16 protein-coding genes and 3 pseudogenes are annotated in these 22,243 nt (G+C 63.8%); 8 read left to right on the plus strand and 11 right to left on the minus strand.

From position 1 onward, the window contains the following. From AC04SI_RS24505 to tpiA, 8 genes and pseudogenes are all read right to left on the minus strand, one after another. The coding region (locus AC04SI_RS24505; protein ID WP_488475046.1) for a DUF3631 domain-containing protein at nucleotides 1-556 on the minus strand (556 nt) is incomplete at its 3' end. A gap of 1,196 nt (nucleotides 557-1,752) precedes the next feature. Beyond that, nucleotides 1,753-2,052: pseudogene (locus AC04SI_RS24510) on the minus strand (zinc-binding dehydrogenase); the annotation flags it as partial. 159 nt (nucleotides 2,053-2,211) lie between these two features. Further along, nucleotides 2,212-2,514, minus strand: coding sequence for a DUF982 domain-containing protein (locus AC04SI_RS24515; protein WP_192178741.1), 303 nt, complete (start codon nucleotides 2,512-2,514; stop codon nucleotides 2,212-2,214). 126 nt (nucleotides 2,515-2,640) lie between these two features. After that, nucleotides 2,641-3,186 (minus strand): DUF1697 domain-containing protein, encoded by a 546-nt coding sequence (locus tag AC04SI_RS24520; RefSeq protein WP_404276752.1) that lies wholly within the window; start codon nucleotides 3,184-3,186, stop codon nucleotides 2,641-2,643. 19 nt (nucleotides 3,187-3,205) lie between these two features. Further along, nucleotides 3,206-4,843, minus strand: coding sequence for a CTP synthase (pyrG, locus tag AC04SI_RS24525; protein ID WP_081482256.1), 1,638 nt, complete (start codon nucleotides 4,841-4,843; stop codon nucleotides 3,206-3,208). Nucleotides 4,844-5,018: 175 nt separating this feature from the next. Beyond that, nucleotides 5,019-6,134 carry a L,D-transpeptidase gene (locus tag AC04SI_RS24530; RefSeq protein ID WP_488475047.1) on the minus strand — a complete coding sequence of 372 codons (1,116 nt, stop codon included), beginning with the start codon at nucleotides 6,132-6,134 and terminating at the stop codon, nucleotides 5,019-5,021. 295 nt (nucleotides 6,135-6,429) lie between these two features. Further along, the gene (gene secG, locus AC04SI_RS24535; RefSeq protein WP_404276754.1) at nucleotides 6,430-6,924 is read right to left on the minus strand and encodes a preprotein translocase subunit SecG; all 495 of its coding nucleotides are present in this window, start codon (nucleotides 6,922-6,924) and stop codon (nucleotides 6,430-6,432) included. Nucleotides 6,925-7,092: 168 nt separating this feature from the next. Further along, a complete protein-coding gene (tpiA, locus tag AC04SI_RS24540; RefSeq protein ID WP_404276756.1) occupies nucleotides 7,093-7,860 on the minus strand; it encodes a triose-phosphate isomerase in 768 nt (255 codons plus the stop codon). Between the two features lie 145 nt (nucleotides 7,861-8,005). On the opposite strand from tpiA, the gene AC04SI_RS24545 reads away from it, so the two are divergent. The 5 genes from AC04SI_RS24545 to AC04SI_RS24565 are packed head-to-tail and all read left to right on the plus strand — an operon-like array spanning nucleotide 8,006 to nucleotide 13,425. Beyond that, nucleotides 8,006-9,898 (plus strand): SurA N-terminal domain-containing protein, encoded by a 1,893-nt coding sequence (locus AC04SI_RS24545; RefSeq protein ID WP_404276757.1) that lies wholly within the window; start codon nucleotides 8,006-8,008, stop codon nucleotides 9,896-9,898. Then, nucleotides 9,895-10,905 (plus strand): anthranilate phosphoribosyltransferase, encoded by a 1,011-nt coding sequence (gene trpD / locus AC04SI_RS24550; RefSeq protein ID WP_404276759.1) that lies wholly within the window; start codon nucleotides 9,895-9,897, stop codon nucleotides 10,903-10,905. The genes AC04SI_RS24545 and trpD overlap by 4 nt, the downstream gene beginning before the upstream one ends. A gap of 4 nt (nucleotides 10,906-10,909) precedes the next feature. Next, nucleotides 10,910-11,722: an indole-3-glycerol phosphate synthase TrpC gene (gene trpC / locus AC04SI_RS24555; protein WP_488475048.1), complete on the plus strand. Its 813-nt coding sequence runs from the start codon at nucleotides 10,910-10,912 to the stop codon at nucleotides 11,720-11,722. Nucleotides 11,723-11,724: 2 nt separating this feature from the next. Further along, nucleotides 11,725-12,219, plus strand: coding sequence for a cyclic pyranopterin monophosphate synthase MoaC (gene moaC / locus AC04SI_RS24560; RefSeq protein WP_404276763.1), 495 nt, complete (start codon nucleotides 11,725-11,727; stop codon nucleotides 12,217-12,219). After that, nucleotides 12,220-13,425, plus strand: a complete 1,206-nt coding sequence (locus AC04SI_RS24565) for a molybdopterin molybdotransferase MoeA (RefSeq protein WP_404276765.1) — start codon at nucleotides 12,220-12,222, stop codon at nucleotides 13,423-13,425. Nucleotides 13,426-13,433: 8 nt separating this feature from the next. Here AC04SI_RS24565 and AC04SI_RS24570 read toward each other — a convergent pair. Continuing rightward, nucleotides 13,434-14,253, minus strand: a pseudogene (locus AC04SI_RS24570) (alpha/beta hydrolase). 29 nt (nucleotides 14,254-14,282) lie between these two features. Next, a complete protein-coding gene (gene kynU, locus AC04SI_RS24575) occupies nucleotides 14,283-15,530 on the minus strand; it encodes a kynureninase (RefSeq protein WP_404276769.1) in 1,248 nt (415 codons plus the stop codon). Nucleotides 15,531-15,987: 457 nt separating this feature from the next. On the opposite strand from kynU, the gene lexA reads away from it, so the two are divergent. After that, nucleotides 15,988-16,728: a transcriptional repressor LexA gene (gene lexA / locus AC04SI_RS24580; protein WP_006205184.1), complete on the plus strand. Its 741-nt coding sequence runs from the start codon at nucleotides 15,988-15,990 to the stop codon at nucleotides 16,726-16,728. On the opposite strand, the pseudogene AC04SI_RS24585 reads toward lexA, so the two are convergent. Further along, nucleotides 16,722-19,209, minus strand: a pseudogene (locus AC04SI_RS24585) (ComEC/Rec2 family competence protein). The gene lexA and the pseudogene AC04SI_RS24585 sit on opposite strands and share 7 nt — an antisense overlap. 101 nt (nucleotides 19,210-19,310) lie before the next feature. Here AC04SI_RS24585 and gltX point away from each other — a divergent pair. Further along, the gene (gene gltX, locus AC04SI_RS24590) at nucleotides 19,311-20,735 is read left to right on the plus strand and encodes a glutamate--tRNA ligase (RefSeq protein WP_488475049.1); all 1,425 of its coding nucleotides are present in this window, start codon (nucleotides 19,311-19,313) and stop codon (nucleotides 20,733-20,735) included. Nucleotides 20,736-20,898: 163 nt separating this feature from the next. After that, complete coding sequence (gene gltA, locus AC04SI_RS24595) at nucleotides 20,899-22,227, plus strand: citrate synthase (RefSeq protein WP_404276775.1); 1,329 nt, start codon at nucleotides 20,899-20,901, stop codon at nucleotides 22,225-22,227. Nucleotides 22,228-22,243 lie beyond the last annotated feature (16 nt).

The raw sequence follows: 22,243 nt of genomic DNA on the forward strand, positions 1-22,243 counted from the left end.
TACTGCTAGCTAATTGGAATCGTCGCCCATGCGGCTTGCGACTCTCCACCTTGAAACTGCGAGATACGGGGACGTATATCGCGCCGAAATGCTCGCGATGCTGAGGCGGCAAGTTGTGCGGCACATCAAGCGCACGGACGCGTCGGCTCAAAAAGTCGAAGAAGCGCTGGCCAGGTTGGCTGAAGCAAACGCGCCCACGGACCGGCTGGCTCAGTATGGCCGCCGTCCCCGGGCTGTCTCTTTCTGTAGAAATTTCTGAAACGAAAACTTTCTGGGCGGATTCATTCGGCCGCCTCGGCTGTGCGCTTGTTGCGTAGGGACGTAGCTTCTGTGGCAAGTGCCTGTCATCGATAGGTTTGCCTCTGATGTCAGACCATGGAGAGTCATCAAGGTTACAGAGTCGGGGCAAGATGGATTCGGTAGCCAACACGTCGTTGTCACTGAAGACTGTCTTGATGTTGAAGAGCAGTCGAACGCCTAGGCTGGGTGTGCTCTCCTTAGAGAGCGCAACAACTGCAACACGGGCGCGTTCCGGCCGCGAGAGGCCGAAAAGCATGCTCCCGGTCTAACGTAACGCGCGGCGAGGGTGTCGGTCGGGCGCTCCTGATAGGGCCCCATTCACCCCCCACCCCTCCACCGACGAACCCCGGGGGCGGGTGCCGGAGGCGGCCTACTATGGCACTTGCCTGTGCGTTCTTACCCGCGCAGGTGTGGCCTTAGGTCGCAAACTATTGGCTTCAGAAGCAGAGCCTCGGGCTTCATTGACGGTGCAACCAACACCATATGGTTATCCATAGCCCTCCAAAACGAGAGAAGCTCGCGCCGACGGGGTCGCACTGCGGCTGTCAGCCGAGCAATGGCTATGAACTAGGAAACCATCATGCCTGAAAATATCAGACCAACTTCGAGAGATGTCCCCCTCATTCAGCTAGGCCTCTATCAGTGCCGCTTCCCGGTGAGCGAAGACCGGTCAGTACCCGGCGGCTACCGTTTTTGCGCTGGGCCAACTTCGCCGGATCGCGTCTACTGTGATCACCACCATAGTATCGTCACCGCCGTCGACCCTCGTCGAGCCCGTTCGGGTGTCCACCTCGCTCAACGGCGCGCCGCGTAGTCAAGTGGGGGCGGCCTCCCTGCCCTCTCTCTGGGGCTCGGCGCGATGTGCTCCGACGCTGACAGTCGACTTCGGCCGTTTGCATCTCGTCCTTTCGCGGGCTGAACCCTCCTGGCTGGCGCTGTGAGTTCGTCCATCACCCCGATCCATTGCTTGATGATCCCGCGAGCACGAACGGACATGCTGTGGCGGTCCCCCTCGTCTGTTTCGATGTCGTTTGGATCGATGAATCGCTGGAACAAAACACCGGATCGGATCGGGCTGCGGTATGAAGCCCCGAGACGACGAGCAAAAGAAGAGCCGCCCATAGAGCCGGCGCGAGTGACGATGACAGAACCGTTGCGGATCGCATAATTGATCCTCTCATATGAACTTAGGACGGCAGCGACTTACGCCTCAACCGCCTTTGATGTGAGGCCGAAGCCCCGATGGTATAGGCATAGCTCAATCTCGTAACCGACCATCGCCACCGGCTCGCCAAGTCTGTTTCGAGCTTGTTTCCATCGCGACGCCAACCCTGACGGAAGTCTGCCCAGCACGTAAAACGCATGTCTTGCAGGGCCCAAAAAAGCCACCCCTACCCCCACCGCCGACAAAGCCGGGGGGCGGGTGCCGCGGGCTACCAGCGCGATCCAAGCGGTTTCCGCATCATGAGATTCGCATTGCGTCGGGCGGCCGACGACGGTCACCAGTGTTCCTCCGGCTCGAATCAGGCCCGCGGATCGCTTCTGTATGTCGCCGCCGATGACATCGAACACCAGATCGACGCCGCCGACGTCTTCCAGGGCGTCGTTATCGAGGTCGACGAACTCGTTCGCGCCGAAGTCGAGCGCCTTCTGACGGTCGGCAGAGCGTCCGGTGTCAATGACGTAGGCGCCGGCCTCTCGTGCGAGTTGCGTCACCATCGACCCGACTGCGCCGGCCGCACCGTGCAGCAACGATCAGTTCGGCCCGGCGAGCCGCACCATCTAGTCTATTCCTGAATTTTTTCAATTGGCGGGTGGCGGGAAGCTAATTGCTGTGAAGTGCCGTCAAAAAACGACCGTCTGCGCACCATCCGTGCGCAGACTTCAGATTACCTAACGACTGGAGCCGGCCTAGCGCCTCAACGCGTAGACGTTTTCCATGCTTTCGCCGCCGATCGGCAGTGCCATGTCGTCGTCCAGCAGACGGGTGATGCGGGCAAATCCGGTGAAAGCCTTCCGCGCCTCCTCGGCCGACATATTGCCAGACAGTGCCGCGGCGCAGCAATTCAGGGCACACTGATAAACCGGTCCACGCCGTCCTGTCGGCCACTTACGCAAGAACACCATGGCTTCGGCAACGCTATCGACTTCCTGCACTGGGTATCCCTGCCCGGGCGCAATGCGCACAGGCGTGAAGAAATGCAAGCGATCCATATTTAACCTCCCGGCCGATCGCCTCCGCTCGATCGAACCCCATTAAACTCCTGGATGGGCATTTGGTTCCAGAAAAAAGTGGGCTGCGCATAAAAAACTTCGCGCAAGAAGCGGGAAGGGAGAAGGTCAGGGTTGTCCACCAACCATCTCGGCCAGTCTGCGCACCGTGTTCCAGTTGCGCGAGGTGCCGATACCCAAGCGCGTGTGGCTGGTCGCCGCAATTAGCCGCGAACTTGGTGTCGCGCGCGAAAAGACGATCCAGATGTCGCCGCCGACCGCCTGCATTTTTTCGTCGTCGCCGACATACGCCTGCAGCGTTTCTGCAGCCTCCGCAGGAACAGGCTTGCGCATCACGCGCACCGCCACCTGGTCCGCGGTGGCGGCCGATTCTATCGGAAACGGATTGCCGGCGGCAAGCGCCAGCCAGTCATCCGCGCGGCGCACGATGATGTCGACATGGCGGCCGAAGGTCTTTTCGAACGCGGTCTCCAGCCGCTGCTCCAGCCCGGCAATGTCCGTCGCTTTCGTCTCGAACACCAGATTGCCGGTCGCCACCAGCGTACGCGGGTTCTTCAGCCCCAGGCCTTCCGCCATCGCCTTGAGATCGGCCATGATCACGCGCCGCCCCTCGCCCAGGATGATGCTGTAGAGCAGCGCGACGTAGGTCTGCATGACAAGCCGCGCAGCCGGCTCAAACCAGCCGCGACTGCTCCATCGCCGCCTCGATGAAGCTGGCGAACAGCGGGTGCGGGTCTAGCGGCCGGCTTTTCAGTTCTGGATGGTACTGCACGCCGATGAACCAGGGATGATCGGGATATTCGACCGTCTCCGGCAGCACGCCGTCGGGCGACATGCCGGCAAACACCAGGCCGCAATCCTCCAGCCGCTCCTTGTAGTCGACATTGACCTCGTAGCGATGGCGGTGGCGTTCGGAAATCTGGGTGTCGCCGTAGATCTCGGCGATCTTCGAGCCCTTGGTGAGCTCGGCCTGATAGGCGCCGAGCCGCATGGTGCCGCCGAGGTCGCCAGTCTCCTTGCGCTTCTCCAGCATGTTGCCCTTCAGCCACTCGGTCATCAGGCCGACAACCGGTTCCTGGGTCGGGCCGAATTCGGTTGATGAGGCATGCTCGACGCCGGCCAGCGAGCGCGCCGCCTCGATGCAGGCCATCTGCATGCCGAAGCAGATGCCGAAATACGGCACCTTGCGCTCGCGCGCGAATTTCGCGGCCAGGATCTTGCCTTCCGAACCGCGCTCGCCGAAGCCGCCGGGGACAAGGATGCCATGCACCTTTTCCAGCCACGGCGTCGGGTCTTCCTTTTCGAAGATCTCGCTCTCGATCCAGTCGAGCTTGACCTTGACGCGGTTGGCGAGGCCGCCATGCGAGAGCGCCTCGATCAGCGATTTATAGGCGTCCTTGAGGCCGGTGTACTTACCGACGATGGCGATGGTCACCTCGCCTTCCGGATTGTGGATGCGGTCGGACACCTTCTGCCAGGGCTCCATGCGCGGCTTCGGCGCCGGATCGATGCCGAAGGCGGCGAGCACTTCCGAATCCAGGCCTTCCTTGTGGTAGGCCATCGGCACGTCGTAGATGTGCGGCACGTCGAGCGCCTGGATGACGGCGCTCTCGCGCACATTGCAGAACAGCGACAGTTTGCGGCGCTCTTCCTTGGGGATCGGCCGGTCGGCGCGGACCAGAAGGATGTCGGGCGCGATGCCGATGCCGCGCAGTTCCTTGACCGAATGCTGCGTCGGCTTGGTCTTCAGCTCGCCGGCCGTCGGGATGTAGGGCATCAAGGTCAGGTGCACGTAGACGGCATTGTTGCGCGGCAGGTCGTTGCCGAGCTGGCGGATTGCCTCCAGGAACGGCATCGCCTCGATGTCGCCGACGGTGCCGCCGATCTCGCACAGCACGAAGTCGTAGTCGTCATTGCCGTCGAGGACAAAATGCTTGATCTCGTCGGTGACGTGCGGAATGACCTGCACGGTGGCGCCGAGATAGTCGCCGCGCCGCTCGCGCTCGATGATGTTCTTGTAGATGCGGCCGGTGGTGATGTTGTCCTGCTGGTTGGCCGAGCGGCCGGTGAAACGCTCGTAATGGCCGAGATCGAGATCGGTCTCGGCGCCGTCGTCGGTGACGAAGACCTCGCCATGCTGGTACGGCGACATCGTGCCGGGGTCGACGTTGAGGTAGGGATCGAGCTTTTTGATGCGCGCGCGATAGCCTCGCGCCTGCAAGAGAGCCCCAAGGGCCGCTGCAGCGATGCCTTTTCCGAGTGAGGAAACCACGCCGCCAGTGATGAATACATATCGCGCCATGGGAGTCATCGCTTAACGCGGCCGGATTGATTCCGCCAGAGAAAAAACCGCCGCGCAGGCTTTTTCCCAAGAAGGCGCGAAGCCCCGAGGGGCCAAATAGTGTTCCGATCAAAACAAAAGGGCCGGCTGAGCCGGCCCCTTCGGCATTCTTGATCAAACCGTCAGATGATGACGACCTTGGTCGTTAGATAATAACGACCTTGGTGCCGACCCTGACCCGGCTGTAGAGGTCCATGACGTGCTCGTTGATCATGCGGAAGCAGCCATTGGAGGCGCTGGTTCCGATCGACTGCGGCGCGATGGTGCCGTGGATGCGCAGGTGCGTGTCCTTCTTGCCGTCATAGAGGTAGATGGCGCGCGCGCCGAGCGGGTTCTCGCCGCCGCCGGGCATGCCGTCCTTGTACTGGCCATAGTGCTTGGGCTCGCGCTTCTGCATGTCGAGCGTCGGGATCCAGCGCGGCCATTCCTGCTTGTCGCCGACCGCAACCGTGCCCTTGAACTGCAGGCCTTCGCGGCCGACCGCTATCGCATAGCGGCGCGCGGTGAATGCCGATTCGACGAGATAGAGGCGGCGGGCGCTGGTGTCGATGACGATGGTGCCCGCATCGTAGCCGGTGAATTCCACTTCCTGCGGCACGAATTCCGGCTTCACCTTGAACTGCTTCTTGGCTTCCTTCTTGGCGAGCACCTGATCGAGCGCCCGCGTCTCCGGCAGCAGCGACATCGACGAGGACGAGGTGCCGCCGAACAGGCCGGCGAAGAGCCCGACGTTGCGCGGCTTCTGGCCGGGCGCTTCGCTGCGCAATTCGCCATTGTTGCCGGTCAGCGCCACGTTCATGGCCTCGGCGGGGAGCGTTTCGGCGGACTGGATCGGCGCGATCGGCTGAACCGGCTCGATGATCTTGACGGTCTTCTTGCCCGGCTTGGCGTCCGCCGCCTTGGTTTCCGCCGCCTGGTCCTTCTTGGCCAGGAATGCCTGGCGTTCCGCGTCGGCCTTGGCCTTGGCCGCCTCGCGCATCGCCAGTTTCCTGGCTTCGAGCGCCTTGGCGCGAGCGGCTTCCTTGTCGGCTGCGATCTTGGCTTCGAGCTTGCCGATCTGGGCCAGATCGTCGGCGCTCGGATTTTTCTTCTTCTTGAGAAGCTTCAACTGCGCCGCATCGCTTTTGGCGGCGGCGACATTGATGACATCGGTCTTTCCAACCGATTGCTGTGAAACCATTGCCGGAGTGCCGGCGAAGGCGGCCGAACTCATGCCGAGTACGGCGCAAAACCCCAGGAAAATGAAGCTGCGAAGCTGCATGGCGAAGATCCGATCGTTCAATGCTTGTTGCCACGGCGTCGCCCGGCGCCCCCCAAGGACGCCGAAAGTGCCGCGCGCAATCTATAATCGATTAGCCACGGACGCCTCAAGCGCGCCATGGAGCTACGCTCGGTTGAATCTTCGTGATCGTGCGGCATTTGCCGCGACTGTGTTCAAACGACAACAGATCGCGGCATCAAGAGGCCTGTTCCATGCCGATAGAATCGGGATGGGCTCTATCTTCTATCTTTTTGTTTTGAGCATGATTCCACTTTTCGGGATCATGCTCTGCCGACTACTGGTTCGGAACCTGCGGAGTGACCGGCAAGGTGACGCCATTGGCTGCGGGTGGGGTGGCCGGAGTCGCGGGCGCCGGCGTGGCCGGAGCGGCCGCGGGAGGCGTCGTGGCGGCATCGTTGCCGGAGGGCGGCGTCGGCGCCGTGCTGCCGGCGGGAGCCGCCGGCGCCGTGGTGCCTGCAGGCGCCGTGGTGCCCGGCAACTGGTTGAGCACGCCCTTGCCCGCATTGTCGGAGGATGCCGGAGCGCGGTCGAGGATGTCGATCGGCTTTTCGCCATAGCGGGCAAGGATCGACAATGTCAGCGAGGTGACGAAGAAGGCGGCCGCCAGGATGGCCGTCGCCCGCGTCAGCGCATTGGCGGCGCCGCGCGCGGTCATGAAACCGGAACCGCCGCCGATGCCGAGACCGCCGCCTTCGGAGCGCTGCAGCAGCACCACGCCGACAAGCGCGAGCACGACCATAAGGTGGATGACGATCAGTACGGTTTCCATAATTTATCCTGGCAAGGCCTTGCGCGGCCGCGAAGACGACCGGTGATTTGGAGGCGGCTCCTTACAATGCTTTAACGGCATTTCCAAGCCCGTGGCCGGAATATGGGAAGCATTGCAGTCTTTGCAACGATTTCGCCACCGCGCCCAGGCCGGCAATGAGCCGCCTGGTTACGCGATGTTCAAATAAGCCTCGGCGATGCCGAGAAAGTCCGCCGCCTTCAGGCTGGCGCCGCCGACCAGCGCGCCGTCGACATTGTCGATGCCGAGCAGCTCAGCAGCGTTGGAGGGCTTGACCGAGCCGCCATAGAGAATACGCATCCGTGCCGCGCCATCGCCGAGCAGTTCCACCAGCTTTGCGCGGATATGGGCGTGGGCCTCGGCGACATCGGCGGCGGTCGGCGTCAGGCCGGTACCGATCGCCCAGACCGGCTCGTAGGCGATGATGGTGTTGGCTGCGGTGGCACTCGGCGGCACCGAGCCGGCGACCTGGCGCGACAGGACTTCCAGCGTCGTGCCGGCCTCGCGTTCGGCGCTTGTCTCACCGATGCAGATGATCGCCACCAAGCCGGCGCGCCAGGCCGCGGAAGCCTTGGCTTGGACCAGGGCATCGTCTTCGGCGAGGTCGGAGCGGCATTCGGAATGACCGACAATGACATGGCTGGCGCCGGCGTCCTTCAACATCTCCGCCGAAATCCGCCCGGTATAGGCGCCGCTCTCCTTGGGGTGGCAATCCTCGCCGCCGACCCGCACCGGGGTGCGCGACAGGATTTCGGCGGCATGCGCAAGCAAGGTCGCGGGCACGCAGACAACCGCTTCCGTCTCGGTGTCGAGCCCGCTCATGAAGCCGTTGCCAATCGTCCTCAGCTCGTTCAGCGAGGCGCTGGTGCCGTTCATTTTCCAGTTACCGGCGACGAGCGGGCGGATTCCAGGCGTCATGGGCTTTGTTTCTCCGGGCGACATTGGGCTCCCGCCCTCACTACCAAAATCAGGCCACAAAGCAATCGACAGTGGACCGGAAGGGCGCTATTGCGCTTGTTTCAGACTCGGGCGCACGCGAAATGCGCATAAATCGGAAGTATGCATGCTTGGTATCTTGAGAAACGCGGCGGGCACCTGGGTCGCGAAGGCGCTGCTGTCATTGCTGGTGCTCAGCTTTGCAGTCTGGGGTATTTCCGGGCGCTTGTCTGGTACCTTGGGTGGCCATCATTCGGTGATCACCGCCGGTGGCACGACCGTTTCGATCAACGAATATCGCCTCGCCTATGATCGTCAGGTCAGCGTCATGTCGCAGCAATTCGGTCAGCGCATCACGCACGAGCAAGCAAAGGCGCTCGGCATTGACAATCAGGTGCTGGCCCAGCTCGTTTCGGGCGCCGTCCTCGACGAGCAGGCCCGCAAGCTCGGGCTTGGCCTTTCCAAGGACCGGCTCGCCGAACTCACGCGCGAAGACCCGGCCTTCAAGGGCCCGGGCGGCCAGTTCGACCGCAGAACGTTCGAGTATCTGCTGCGCGAGGTCGGCATGCGGCCCGAGGACTATCTGAAGAATCGTGCCCAGGTGGCGGTGCGCCAGCAGATCGTCGAGGCGGTTTCGGACGGCCTCAAGGCGCCGCAAACTTTCCTCAAGGCGGTGGCGCTCTATCGCGGCGAAGACCGCACGGTCGACTACCTGACCTTGCCTAAAAAGTTGGTCGAGCCGATCGAGGCGCCGTCCGACAGCGTGCTCTCGACCTATTTCGATGCCAACAAGAAGGCCTATGCGGCGCCGGAATACCGCAAATTCTCCTATGTCAGGCTCGAGCCGCAAGACATTATGGATCTCAGCGCCGTGACCGAGCAGCAGATCAGCGACGATTACAACAAGAACAAGTCGCGCTACACCACGCCTGAAATGCGCACCATCGAACAGCTTGTGTTCCAGTCGCCCGATGCGGCCAAGGCAGCGCTAGACTCGCTGAAGACCGGTGCAACCTTCGACAAGATCGTCACCGCCGAGGGCAAGACGCAGGCCGACACGCTGCTCGGCACGCTGGCCAAGGACAAGATCGCCGACAAGGCTGTGGCCGACGCGGCTTTCAAGCTTGCCGCCAATGAAGTCAGTCCGGTCGTCCAGGGCGCCTTCGGACCGGTGCTTTTGCGCGTCACCGATATCAAGCCGGAAGTGGTGAAGCCGCTCGCCGAAGTCTCCGAGCAGATTCGCAAGGACCTGGCGCTGGGCGAGGCAAGCCGCATCCTTCTGGATGTGCACGACAACTACGAAGACACGCGCGCCTCGGGCAGTTCGCTCGCCGATGCAGCCGCCAAGCTGAAGCTCAAGGTCGTCACCATCGATGCGATCGACCGCACCGGCCAGCGGCCTGACGACACGATCGTCAAGGATCTGCCGGAATCGGCCGAGCTGATCAAGTCGGTGTTCGCCGCCGAACCCGGCGCCGAGAATGAGGGCCTGACCACCGCCGACAACGGCTTCGTCTTCTACGAGGTCGGATCGGTCACGCCTGCGCGCGATCGCACGCTGGACGAGGTCCGCCAGAAGGTGGTGGCCGACTGGACGGCTGACGAGACGACGAAGCGGCTCACCGCCAAGGCCAACGAACTGGAGAAGCGGCTCAAGGCGGGCACCACGCTCGATGTCATCGCCGGCGAACTCAAGCTCGAGAAGCAGACCAAGCGCGGCGTCAAGCGCGAGGCGGACGACGTCGATTTCGGCAAGGAGGGTGCGGCGGCGATGTTCGGTGTCGGCGAAGGCGGAACCGGGCTGATCCCCTCGCCCACCGGCGAAGGACAGATACTGTTCAAGGTCGCCGAAGTGTTCGAACCGGCCGGCGCCGATGCCAGCTCGGTGCCGGACGATGCGCAGAAATCCTTCACCGCCGGCATGTCGGACGATCTGCTAGACCAGTTGGTGGCGCAGTTGCAGACGCAGTACGACGTCCGCATCGACCAGACCGCCGTTGCCCAGGCGCAGGCCAGATGAGCGCGCTGAAGACCCATATCGCCAAGGTCGCGGGCGGGACGCCGCTTTCCTTCGACGAGGCGCGCGAAGCCTTCGACATCATCATGTCGGGCGATGCGACGCCCGGCCAGATCGGTGGCTTCCTGATGGCGTTGCGCGTGCGCGGCGAAGCGGTGAGCGAGATCTCCGGCGCCGTCGCCACCATGCGCGCCAAGATGCTGCGCGTCGATGCTCCGCAGGGCGCCATCGACATCGTCGGCACCGGGGGCGACAATTCACACTCGGTCAACATCTCGACCGGATCGGCCTTCGTCATCGCCGGCAGCGGCGTGCCGGTCGCCAAGCACGGCAATCGCGGCCTGTCCTCGCTGACGGGTGCCGCCGATGTCCTGATCGCGCTCGGCGTCAAGATCGACATCCCGCCGGAAATCATCGGCCACTGCATCCACGAGACCGGCGTCGGCTTCATGTTCGCGCCGGCGCATCATCCGGCGATGAAGCATGTCGGTCCGATCCGCGGCGAACTCGGCACCCGCACCATCTTCAACCTGCTCGGACCGCTGTCCAATCCGGCCGGCGTCCTCAGGCAGATGGTCGGCGTGTTCCTGCCGGAATGGATCATGCCGGTCGCAGAGACATTGAAGGCGCTGGGCACCGACCATGCCTGGGTCGTCCATGGCGACGGCTATGACGAGATCACCACCACCGGGGAGACGCAGGTGGCGGAACTCGTCGGTGGCGAGATCCGCAGCTTCACGCTGACCCCGGAAGCGGTCGGGCTGAAGCGCCACAGCAAGGACGAGCTGCGCGGCGGCGACGCGGCCTACAACGCCAAGGCCATGCGCGACATGCTGGGCGGTGCCGCCGGCGCCTATCGCGATACGGTGCTGATGAATGCCGGCGCTGGGCTGGTGGTGGCGGGCAAGGCGACGACGCTTGCCGACGGCATGGCGAGCGCGGCGCAAGCCATCGACAGCGGCCGGGCACTCCAGGTGCTCGACAGGCTGGTAGCAATTTCGAACGGATAGGCCCTTGTCCGACATCCTGCGCAAGATCGAGGCCTACAAACGCGACGAGATCGCCGCGGCGAAGTTGCGAGTCCCGCTTGCCGTGATCGAGGCACGGGCGAAGGATGCAGACGCGCCGCGCGGTTTTCTCGCTGCGCTCGAAGCGAAGCGCAAAGCCGGCGGCTTCGGGCTGATCGCCGAGATCAAGAAGGCGAGCCCGTCCAAAGGCCTGATCCGCGCCGATTTCGACCCACCGGCGCTTGCAAAGGCCTATGCGAAGGGCGGCGCTGCCTGCCTTTCCGTGCTGACCGATGCTCCCTCTTTCCAGGGCGCACCCGAATTCCTCACCGCGGCGCGTGGCGCCGTCGCCTTGCCCGCGCTGCGCAAGGATTTCCTGTTCGATCCCTATCAGGTGTTCGAAGCGCGCGCCTGGGGCGCCGACGCCATCCTGATCATCATGGCCAGTGTCGATGACGCCATGGCGAGCGAACTCGAAGCCACGGCATTCGCACTCGGCATGGACGCGCTGGTCGAGGTGCATGACGAGGCCGAGATGGAGAGCGCGCTGAAATTGTCGTCGCGGCTGATCGGCATCAACAACCGCGACCTCAGGACGTTCGAGACCAGCCTGACTGTTTCGGAGCGGCTGGCGGCGATGGTGCCGGCAGACCGGCTGCTGGTCAGCGAGAGCGGTATCTTCACGCATGAGGACTGCCGCAGGCTGGAGACAAGCGGCATCGGCACCTTCCTCGTCGGCGAGAGTCTGATGCGCCAGCAGGACGTGGCGGCTGCCACGTCCCTGCTTCTGACTGGCAAGGCGCCGGCCGAGGCCATCTGACGATGGCAGCCGCCCTCACCCATCTCGGCGCCAAGGGCGAGGCCAACATGGTCGATGTCGGCGACAAGGCCGAGACGACCCGCACGGCAATTGCCGAAGGCTTTGTCTCGATGCTTCCCGAAACGCTAGCAATGATCCTGGCCGGGGATGCCAAGAAGGGTGACGTGCTGGGCACGGCACGCATCGCCGGCATCATGGCGGCGAAGAAGACGCATGAATTGATCCCGCTCTGCCATCCGCTGCTGCTGACCAAAGTTTCCGTCGACATCGAGCCGGACCATTCGCTGCCGGGCCTGAAGGTCACTGCGCTGGCCCGCGTCACCGGCAAGACCGGCGTCGAGATGGAGGCGCTGACAGCGGCCTCGGTCGCGTGCCTGACCATCTACGACATGGCCAAGGCGGTCGATCGCGCCATGGTGATCTCCGGCATCAGGCTGGTCGAAAAGACCGGCGGCAAATCCGGCGACTACAGATCCGACCACAAGGCAGGCGCCTAGATGGCGCTGGTTCCGGTCGCCGAGGCGCTTGAACGCCTGCTGGATGGCGCTGCCCCGACAGGCAGCGAAAGCGTCGCGCTCATCGATGCCGCCGGCCGGGTGCTCGCCGAACCCGTCGTGGCGCTGCGCACCCAGCCGCCGTTCAACGCCTCCGCCATGGACGGCTACGCCGTTCGGGCAGCCGATATCGCCTCAGTCCCGGCGCGGCTTTCGGTGATCGGCATGGCGCCGGCCGGGCGCGGCTTCGACGGTGCTGTCCACAAGGGTCATGCGGTGCGTATTTTCACCGGCGCGCCACTGCCCGAAGGCGCCGACACCATCGTCATCCAGGAGAATGTCAGGGATCTCGGTGGTGGCGCCATCGAGGTGACGGAATCGACAGCCGAAGGACGCAACATCCGCCGCGTCGGTCTCGACTTCACCAGGGGCGACGTGCTGCTCGAAAAGGGGCGCCTGCTCGATCCGGCGGCACTCTCCCTGGCGGCCTCTGCCAACCATCCAGAAGTGACCGTGGTCAAAAGGCCGCTTGTCGCCATCATCGCCACCGGCGACGAACTCCTGCCGCCGGGCAGCGCGCTCGGCCCAGACCAGATCATCTCGTCCAATGCCTATGGTGTCGCCGCCGCCGCGCAGTCTGTAGGGGCGCGCGCGCTCGACCTCGGCATTGCCGCCGATCGCAAGGAGGCAATTGCCGCGCTGGTGCGGCAGGCGGTCGAGCACGGCGCCGATGTCATCGTTACGCTCGGCGGCGCCTCGGTCGGCGACCACGACCTGATCCACGACGTGCTGACCGGCGAAGGCATGACGCTCGACTTCTGGAAGATCGCCATGCGCCCGGGCAAGCCGCTGATGTTCGGCCGGCTCGGGGAGATATGCTGCATCGGCTTGCCCGGCAATCCAGTCGCCAGCCTCGTCTGCTCGCAACTGTTCCTGAAGCCGCTTCTGGCGCGGCTCGGCGGCCGCCGCTTCCAGCAGGACATACGCGCGGCCCGCCTCGGGACCGCGATGCCGGCCAACGATCTCAGGCAAGACTATGTGCGCGCGGTGGTTCGGGAAGAGGCCGGCGCGCTGGTGGCGACGCCCTTCGGCATCCAGGATTCCTCGATGCTGAGAATGCTCGCCGACGCCAACGGGCTGATCGTGCGCGAGCCGTTTGCGCCTGCCGCTGCAGCGGGTGCCACCTGCAGCGTGCTGATGCTGCGCTGAACCCGTTCCTATTCCGCGATCAGCGTCCGGGTCAGCGGATGCTCCGGGTCTGCAAGACCGTCGATGATGCTGAAATGGTGCCGGTCCGGCTCGACCACCGAGCTGGTCGCAGCGCCGAGGCCGGTCCAGATGTTGGCCAGCAGAGCGCTCTGACGCAGGAACTCGGCGCGCTCGCCACCGCCGACCCAGCAGGTCAGGCGTGCATTGTCCATCGGGCGCAGAAGGGCCGGGCTTTCGGTCAGCGCTTCGGCATCGTCGATCGCCAGCGTCTCGTTCATGGCGGTGCGCATGAGCGGGCGCAGGTCGTGCACACCCGAGATCGACACGACATGGCGTATGCGCCCCGTCACTCCGGGCGACAGAGGCGTGGTTGCGCTCGCCATCCGGCTGGCGAGATGGCCGCCGGCGGAATGTCCGATCAGCATCAGCGGCCCGTCGACCAGCGCCGCCGCCTTGCCGATCGCCGCGCCGACCTCCCTGACGATGCCGGCGATGCGTATCTCGGGACATGGCGTGTAGGAAGGCATCGCCTTGGCCTATCGGCCCAGCGGCAAGATGCGACCAGAAACTCTTGTCGAACGCTTTCCAATAGCCGCCGTGCACGAACACAACGAGCCCGTTGGGTGAGGTGCCCGGCAGGAAAAGATCGAGCCGGTTGCGCGGTCTATCGCCGTAGACGATGTCGAGCCGCGCCCTGCCCTCGGCCGAAAGAGCGTCGCGAAAGGCCCGCGCGGGCTCGACCCAAGCGGCCGGCCAGCGATCGCCGCCAGCGATGTTGGCGCCGTTCGTATAGGCGTTGTTCCAGTCGGAAATACGATGTTCGAGCACCTATGCCCTCCCCCTGCTCTCCTTGCCGCTCAGGTGACCGCTGTCTTGACAGCGAAACGTGCGTCCTTCCAGGCGCCGCTGCGCAGGATGTCTGCCAGAACTTCGACAGCGTGCCACACATCGGCGTAGCCGACATAGAGCGGGGTGAAGCCAAAGCGTATGGTCGACGGCGCCCGGAAATCGCCGATCACGCCACGTTCGATAAGCGCCCGCATGATCTGGTAGCCGTGCTCGTGCATGAATGAAATCTGGCTGCCGCGCCTGGCGCTGTCACGGGTGCTTTCGAGCGTGAGACCGTAGGCACCGCATTTTGCCTCGACGAGTTCGATGAACAGATCGGCCTGGGCGATGCTCTTCTTTCTCACGGCCGCCATGTCGACATCGTCCCAGATGGCGAGTGCGCCCTTCAGCGTGCGCATCGACAGGACCGGCTGTGTGCCGCACAGAAAACGGCGGATGCCGGTGCCGGCTGCGTAGGATTGCTCGAAAGCGAAGGGCCGTGCGTGGCTCCACCATCCGCTGAGCGGCTGCTGCACATCGGCATGATGGCGCTCGGCCGCGTAGATGAAGGCCGGAGAACCCGGACCGCCGTTCAGATATTTGTAAGTGCAGCCGACCGCGAAGTCGGCATTGGCCTTATCCAGTTCGACCGGCATGGCGCCCGCGGTGTGGCAGAGATCCCAGACGATCAGCGCCCCCGCGTCATGGGCGATGCGCGTCAGCGCGGTCATGTCTCGCAGTTCGCCTGACTTGTAGTTGACGTGGTTGACCAGCACCACGGCGACATTTTCGTCGATCAGCTCCTCGATCGTCGGCGCGTCGACGCCAGCGAGGCGGAGAACGGTGTTCTTTCGGGTCGAGGCCACGCCTTCAGCCATGTAGAGGTCGGTCGGAAAGCTGTCGCCTTCGGCGACGATGACGGGCCGATCCGGCCGCATGGCCATTGCGGCGTGCAGAACCTTGTAGATGTTGATCGAGGTGGTGTCGCAGACCACCGTTTGGCCGGACGCTGCGCCGATCAGGCGCCCCAGCTGGTCGCCGAGTTCGAGCGGCATGTCGAACCAGCCGGCCGTGTTCCATGCGCGGATGAGGTCCTGCGCCCATTCTTCGGTCGCCGCCTTGCGCAGCGCGTCGAAAGCGGCATGCGAGGCAGCGCCCAGCGAATTGCCGTCGAGATAGATCACCCCTTTGGGCAGGATGAAGCGGTCGCGCAGCGAGCGCAGTGGATCCGCGGCGTCCATCGCCTCGACGGCCGCAAGATCAGGAACTGCGGTCATGATATGTCTGCTCCCCTCTGCAGGACACCGGCACGCAATGACGACACACAGGCCGATCGGTACTTTCTCTCATCACTCGCCATCGCACTGCAAGAACCTGCCTTGATGACTTGTCGGCCCAACGACAACCCCTCGACCTTTGCTCAAAGTTGGCATTTTGAGTTCGTTTCGTTCACGGTGCATCGAGCGGGCTGGATGGTCGAACACAGCCCGACCCGGGAATGTCTGCGCCAAATGATTGCCGGTACTGGAGCCTTCCAAGTCGGGCTGAGGCCATAAAAGAAAACAAAATCAATGCGATGAAGCCGGACTCTGAGGGAGTTTGACATTCTCTGTCGACCACAACATCGTTTCGGGCACCTTAAGCCATTCATTAAACTTTAAACGGTTGCGGAACACAAATGGAACAGATAGTGTTTGTTCTGGTTTTGTTTTTCTGATTCCGTTGGGGGCCGCGATGCTGACACGCAAACAACATGAACTGCTGATGTTCATCCATGAGCGGCTGAAGGAAAGTGGTATTCCACCATCCTTCGACGAGATGAAGGAGGCGCTCGACCTTGCCTCGAAGTCGGGCATCCACCGGCTGATCACGGCGCTGGAGGAGCGCGGTTTCATTCGTCGGCTACCCAACCGGGCGCGCGCTCTCGAAGTGCTGCGCCTACCCGATTCGATCGCTCCCGGCCTCAATGCGGCGAAAAAGTTCTCGCCGAGCGTCATTCAGGGCAGTCTTGGGCAGGGCGGTCTCGGGCGGCAGATCAAGCCGATGGCATCGTCGCGCACGCCCCAGGCGGGCAACGACGACGATGCGGTCGCGGCAGTGTCCATCCCGGTGATGGGCCGGATCGCGGCCGGTGTGCCGATCGACGCCATCCAGCATCAGACGCACTCGATCTCGGTGCCGCCGGACATGATCATGGGCGGCGAGCACTACGCGCTGGAGGTCAAGGGCGATTCGATGATCGAGGCCGGGATTTTCGACGGCGATACGGTCATCATCCGCAATGCCGATACGGCGAGCCCGGGCGAGATCGTCGTGGCACTGGTCGACGAGGAGGAAGCGACGCTGAAGCGCTTCCGCCGCAAGGGCGCTTCGATCGCGCTGGAAGCCGCAAACCCGGCCTATGAAACCCGCATCTTCGGGCCCGACCGGGTCAAGGTGCAGGGCAAGTTGGTTGGCTTGATCCGGCGCTACTGAGGCGGCGGTGATTGTTTTGGCGGCGGTTTGCTGGCCTGCCTTTCGGGTCTCTTGTAAGACGGCAGGCCCCTCGCCTCGCGCGAAAATCTGCGCTGCTCGTGCCAGGGCCGGTACGGCTGCTCGATCGCGAAGTCTATCTCCGCTGGCGCGATTGCCGATTGCTGGTCGAAGAAGACGGCGGCGCTGCCCAAGCGGGCAAGCTGCCGTTTCTTGACGACAAGGACAAGCGGATTGCGGCAAGGGTCGTAGGCGGTGGCGTCGTTGACGATGATCAGGGTCGCGAAAGCACACGCTCTCCACGCGTCCTTGCGGTCTTCTGCATACGCGATGATGGCGCCGGACGGATGCCGTGCGAGGCACAGACCGGCGCTGCAGTAGAAGGGCGAGCCCGGCGGCAGGTCGGCCGGATCCATGTCGAACCGCGCGTCTCCCTTCTCGAAGGTCTCCGGTACGACAATGGTTTCGGCTTTCAGTGCCCGTTTCCAGTTGTCGGTGGTGAACTCGTTCGATCGCACCCGGTTGATGGCGAGTCCCCCCCGCCGATCGGCATGACCACCAGATGCGCATCCTCCGAGATCAGGACATCCGGCGTGCGGGTGTCGGAGACCGTCAGCAGGCCGGCGAGCGCGAATGGAACGGCTGCCAGCCTGAGCCATGTCGTCGCCATGGTGGCGATGACCAGCGCGATGGTCACCAGCAGCACCGACTGAATGGAGATCAACCCGACGGCATCGACCGGCGAGCGCTCGGAAATCCATTCCGAGATCGCGATCATCGCCGTCAGCCCTTTGCCCATCAGATAGAGGGAGGGCCAATCGAGCCCGAAAGGCATCAGCAGCGCGCTGATTACGGCCAACAGCATGACGACCGAGACAATCGGCATGACGGCCAGGTTGGCAAACAGGCTGAGCGGCGACACGCGCTGAAAATGCCAGATGGCGAAGAGCGCTGTCGCACCGCCAGCGATGATGGAGGTCATGGCGAGACCGCCCATGCCGAGCAGGAATTTTCGCGTGACGAAGGCGAGCGGCGATCGCCTTGGCGGCGGCGATGTCGCCCTGCCGGCGCGGTAGTCCGACCAGCCGGCATAGGCGCCGACAAGGGCCGCGGTTGCCGCAAACGACATCTGGAAGCTCGGGCCGACCACTTCGTGCGGCGACACCAGGATGACGGCGATGGCCGAGATCGCCAGGTTACGCATGGTCAGCGCCGCGCGCGGTCGAACAGCACGGCGACCAGCATCACCGCCAGCATGATGAAGCTGCGTTCGGCGGCGACGACGATGCCGGAAAAGACGAGGTAGGCGGCGATGGAAAAGAGCGCTGCGGCGGCCGCATATTTCTTCACCGGCCGGCGCGAAGCGAAATCGGGAAACAGGGCGAAGGCGCCGCGCAGCAGCCCCATGATGGTGCCGGCGACAAGCGCCATGTGCAGGCCGGAAATCGAGATGATGTGGTAGATGCCGGTGCGCCGCATCGCTTCGTTGATCTCATCCGGGATGCCGGCGCGTACGCCGACCATCAGTGCCGCGGCAATCTCACCTTTGGGGCCGCCAATCTGACCGCGAATGTGGTCTGCGATGTTCTCCCGGGCGTTCTCGATCGCGGACGCCAGGCGCGTCGTGGATGGCGCGTCTTCGCCGGCGCCAGTTTTGGAGGCAACAGTCTTCGGATTGCCGAGGAAAAAGCCGCTAGCTCCGATGCCAGAAAGATAGCTGTCGAAGGAAAAGTCGTAGCTGTCCGGCCGCACCGGTCCGGTCGGCGGAAGCAGCCGGGCATAGCCGGTGATCAGGGAACCGGCCGTCATATCCGGAGGAACTTTCCGCGCCGAAAGCCTGACCCGCTCCGGCGCGTAGCGCAGCTTTGGGTGGGCGGTCGAAATCACGTCGATGGTCAGCCTGACGCGGCCGTTTTCCATTTCCTCCAGACTGGCGAGCCGCCCGGTCAGCCGCGTCTGGATCTCGGAGCCGAGCATTTGCGTTCCGGCACGCCAGGTTTCGACCTTGGCGGCGAGCAGGCCGAGTGCGCAGAGCAGCGCCGCCATGAAGCACAAATGCGTCTTCTGCCATGACCGCGAGACCACCGCGCAGGCCGCCATCAAGGTGACCACGGCGACGGGCCTGTAGAAATCGGGTTCCGTCGCCAGCGAGAAATAAAGGATCACCCCGCATGCCAGAAACACCGGCACCAGCAGGAAGCCTATGCCGCGGTCAAGCTCCGTGCCGGCTGCCGCAGCGATGCTTCGGCGGATTGCGGGACCAGAAAGGCGGCGGAGTGATGCGTGGATCCGCCTGACCGGTGCTTTCGTGGGGATAGGCGCCGGTACGCGATTGCCGGGCTGCAAAAGCTCAATGCCGGATTGCGGCGCTGGCGACAGAACCAGCGCCGGCTCGGCGTACGGAACATCGGCAAACAGGGCCCGCTCGCTGACGCTGCTCGTCGCGCCCTCGCCCTCCTCCGCACCCCGGCCTCGTCCAGCCATCGGGTCTGCCCCTTGCGCCCCAGACCTCCTATGCTACATGAACGCGCAACGCGCGAAAGTCCGCGCAATCACATCCGCTTTCTGCGCTTTCCGAGAGTTCCATGTCCGACAAGGTCGTCACCCGCTTTGCCCCCTCGCCGACAGGCTATTTGCACATTGGAGGCGCGCGCACGGCGCTGTTCAACTGGCTCTATGCAAAACACACCGCCGGCACGATGCTGCTGCGCATCGAGGATACGGACCGCGAACGCTCCACCGCCGCCGCCACCACGGCCATCCTCGACGGGCTGTCCTGGCTTGGCCTCAGCTGGGATGGCGAGCCGGTATCGCAGTTCGAGCGCGCGCCGCGCCATCGCGAGGTGGCTGAGGAGCTGGTGCGCATCGGCAAGGCCTATTACTGCTACGCGACGCCGGCCGAGCTGGAGGCGATGCGCGAGGCCGCACGTGCCAAGGGCCTGCCGCCCCGCTATGACGGCCGCTGGCGCGACCGCGATCCGTCGGAGGCGCCTGCAGGCGTCAAGGGCGCGATCCGCATCAAGGCGCCGACCGAGGGTGAGACGGTGGTGCACGACCGCGTGCAGGGCGAGGTGCGCTTCCCCAACAAGGATCTCGATGATTTCATCATCCTGCGTTCGGACGGCAACCCGACCTATATGCATGCCGTCGTCGTCGACGACCATGACATGGGCGTCACCCACATCATCCGCGGCGACGACCACCTGACCAACGCCGCGCGCCAGACGGTGATCTACAACGCCATGGGCTGGGAGGTGCCGTCGATGTCGCACATCCCGCTGATCCATGGCGCCGACGGCGCCAAGCTGTCGAAGCGGCATGGCGCGCTCGGCGTCGAGGCCTATCGCGCGATGGGGTATCTGCCCGAGGCGCTGCTCAACTATCTGGCACGGCTCGGCTGGAGCCATGGCGACGACGAGGTGATGTCGATCAAGGACATGATCGCCTGGTTTGACATCGGCGACGTCAACAAGGGCGCTGCCCGCTTCGACTTCGCCAAGCTCGAGGCGCTGAACGGCGTGCATATGAGGCGCATGGGCGATGCAGAACTGCTCGACATCTTCGTCGCCACGCTGCCCTATCTCGAAGGCGGCCCGGCAATCGCGGCGCGCCTCGATGACAACAAGAAGGCGCAGCTGCTCGCCGCCCTGCCCGGCCTGAAGGAGCGGGCGAAAACCTTGGTCGAGCTCGTCGATGGGGCCGGTTTCCTGTTCGCCGTGCGGCCGCTGCCGGTCGACGACAAGGCGGCTTCATTGCTCGGTGGTGACGCACGCGCGATCCTGGCTGGCGCTCACAGTGTTTTGAAGGCAGTTTCCGGCGAGTGGACTGCCGCTGCGGCGGAGGCGGCGATCCGCGAGCTCGCGCTGGCCGAAGGCCACAAGCTCGGCGCCGTGGCCCAACCGCTCAGGGCCGCCCTCACCGGCAAAAGCACCTCGCCGGGCGTGTTCGACGTGCTTGCGGTGCTCGGCCGCGACGAAAGCCTTGCGCGTATCGCGGATCAAATCGATTAGGAAAACTGGCCCAAGAAGATTGGCATTGAAAGGCGCGTTTCGCAGTGCAACATTAGGCCTTGGCCCAATCTGGCACGCACCTCCTAAAATGCGGTGGCGAGTACGCGCATTCCGGTGATTTGCAGGATTTGCCTTTGCCGGCATGGAACGAAAGGAGTTTGCAATGACCGAAGCTGCGACAAAACTGGAATTTGGCGGCAAACCGCACGAGTCGACCGCAAAGCTCGAGCTCGCCGGCAAGACGCATGAACTCAAGGTGCGAAGCGGTTCCGTCGGGCCGGATGTCATCGATATCGGTTCGCTCTACAACACGACCGGGGCTTTCACCTACGATCCCGGCTTCACCTCGACGGCAAGCTGCGAGTCGGGGATCACCTTCATCGACGGCGATGCCGGCATCCTCCTGCACCGCGGCTATCCGATCGACCAGTTGGCCGAGCATGGCGACTTCCTGGAGGTCTGCTATCTTCTGCTCTACGGTGAACTGCCGACCAAGGCGCAGAAGGACGACTTCGACTACCGGGTGACGCGCCACACGATGGTGCACGAGCAGATGTCGCGCTTCTTCACCGGCTTCCGCCGCGACGCACACCCGATGGCGGTGATGTGCGGCGTGGTCGGTGCGCTGTCGGCCTTCTACCACGACTCCACCGATATCTCGGACCCGTACCAGCGCATGGTCGCCTCGATGCGGCTGATCGCCAAGATGCCGACCATCGCGGCGATGGCCTACAAATACCATATCGGCCAGCCCTTCATTTACCCGAAGAACGAGTTGAACTTCGCCGCCAACTTCCTGCATATGTGCTTTGCGGTGCCGTGCGAGGAATACAAGATCAATCCGGTGCTGGCGCGCGCCATGGAGCGCATCTTCATCCTGCATGCCGACCATGAGCAGAACGCCTCGACCTCGACGGTGCGGCTTGCCGGCTCGTCGGGCGCCAACCCGTTTGCCTGCATCGCCGCCGGCATCGCCTGCCTGTGGGGCCCGGCGCATGGCGGCGCCAACGAGGCGGCACTCAACATGCTGGGCGAGATCGGCCATGTCGACCACATCCCGGAATTCATTGCCCGCGCCAAGGACAAGAACGATCCGTTCCGGCTGATGGGTTTCGGCCACCGCGTCTACAAGAACTACGATCCGCGCGCCAAGATCATGCAGAAGACCGCGCATGAGGTGCTAGGCGAGCTCGGCATCAAGGACGATCCGCTGCTCGACATCGCCATGGAACTGGAAAAGATCGCCCTGACGGACGCCTATTTCATCGAGAAGAAGCTTTACCCGAATGTCGACTTCTATTCCGGCATCACGCTGAAGGCGCTGGGCTTCCCCACCACCATGTTCACCGTGCTGTTCGCGGTCGCCCGCACCGTCGGCTGGATCGCGCAGTGGAAAGAGATGATCGAGGATCCGCACCAGAAGATCGGCCGCCCGCGCCAGCTCTACACCGGTGCGCCGGAACGCGACTACGTGCCGATCGCGAAGCGCTGATCGGGGCCGAACCAAA

The organism is Mesorhizobium sp. CNPSo 4689 (assembly GCF_057784325.1).

Bases quoted from the DNA above. Each gene is read 5' to 3' on its own strand.
- AC04SI_RS24515 (WP_192178741.1), bottom strand. From the start codon at position 2,514: ATGGATCGCTTGCATTTCTTCACGCCTGTGCGCATTGCGCCCGGGCAG.
- AC04SI_RS24520 (WP_404276752.1), bottom strand. From the start codon at position 3,186: ATGCAGACCTACGTCGCGCTGCTCTACAGCATCATCCTGGGCGAGGGG.
- pyrG (WP_081482256.1), bottom strand. From the start codon at position 4,843: ATGACTCCCATGGCGCGATATGTATTCATCACTGGCGGCGTGGTTTCC.
- AC04SI_RS24530 (WP_488475047.1), bottom strand. From the start codon at position 6,134: ATGCAGCTTCGCAGCTTCATTTTCCTGGGGTTTTGCGCCGTACTCGGC.
- secG (WP_404276754.1), bottom strand. From the start codon at position 6,924: ATGGAAACCGTACTGATCGTCATCCACCTTATGGTCGTGCTCGCGCTT.
- tpiA (WP_404276756.1), bottom strand. From the start codon at position 7,860: ATGACGCCTGGAATCCGCCCGCTCGTCGCCGGTAACTGGAAAATGAAC.
- AC04SI_RS24545 (WP_404276757.1), top strand. From the start codon at position 8,006: ATGCTTGGTATCTTGAGAAACGCGGCGGGCACCTGGGTCGCGAAGGCG.
- trpD (WP_404276759.1), top strand. From the start codon at position 9,895: ATGAGCGCGCTGAAGACCCATATCGCCAAGGTCGCGGGCGGGACGCCG.
- moaC (WP_404276763.1), top strand. From the start codon at position 11,725: ATGGCAGCCGCCCTCACCCATCTCGGCGCCAAGGGCGAGGCCAACATG.
- AC04SI_RS24565 (WP_404276765.1), top strand. From the start codon at position 12,220: ATGGCGCTGGTTCCGGTCGCCGAGGCGCTTGAACGCCTGCTGGATGGC.
- kynU (WP_404276769.1), bottom strand. From the start codon at position 15,530: ATGACCGCAGTTCCTGATCTTGCGGCCGTCGAGGCGATGGACGCCGCG.
- lexA (WP_006205184.1), top strand. From the start codon at position 15,988: ATGCTGACACGCAAACAACATGAACTGCTGATGTTCATCCATGAGCGG.
- gltX (WP_488475049.1), top strand. From the start codon at position 19,311: ATGTCCGACAAGGTCGTCACCCGCTTTGCCCCCTCGCCGACAGGCTAT.
- gltA (WP_404276775.1), top strand. From the start codon at position 20,899: ATGACCGAAGCTGCGACAAAACTGGAATTTGGCGGCAAACCGCACGAG.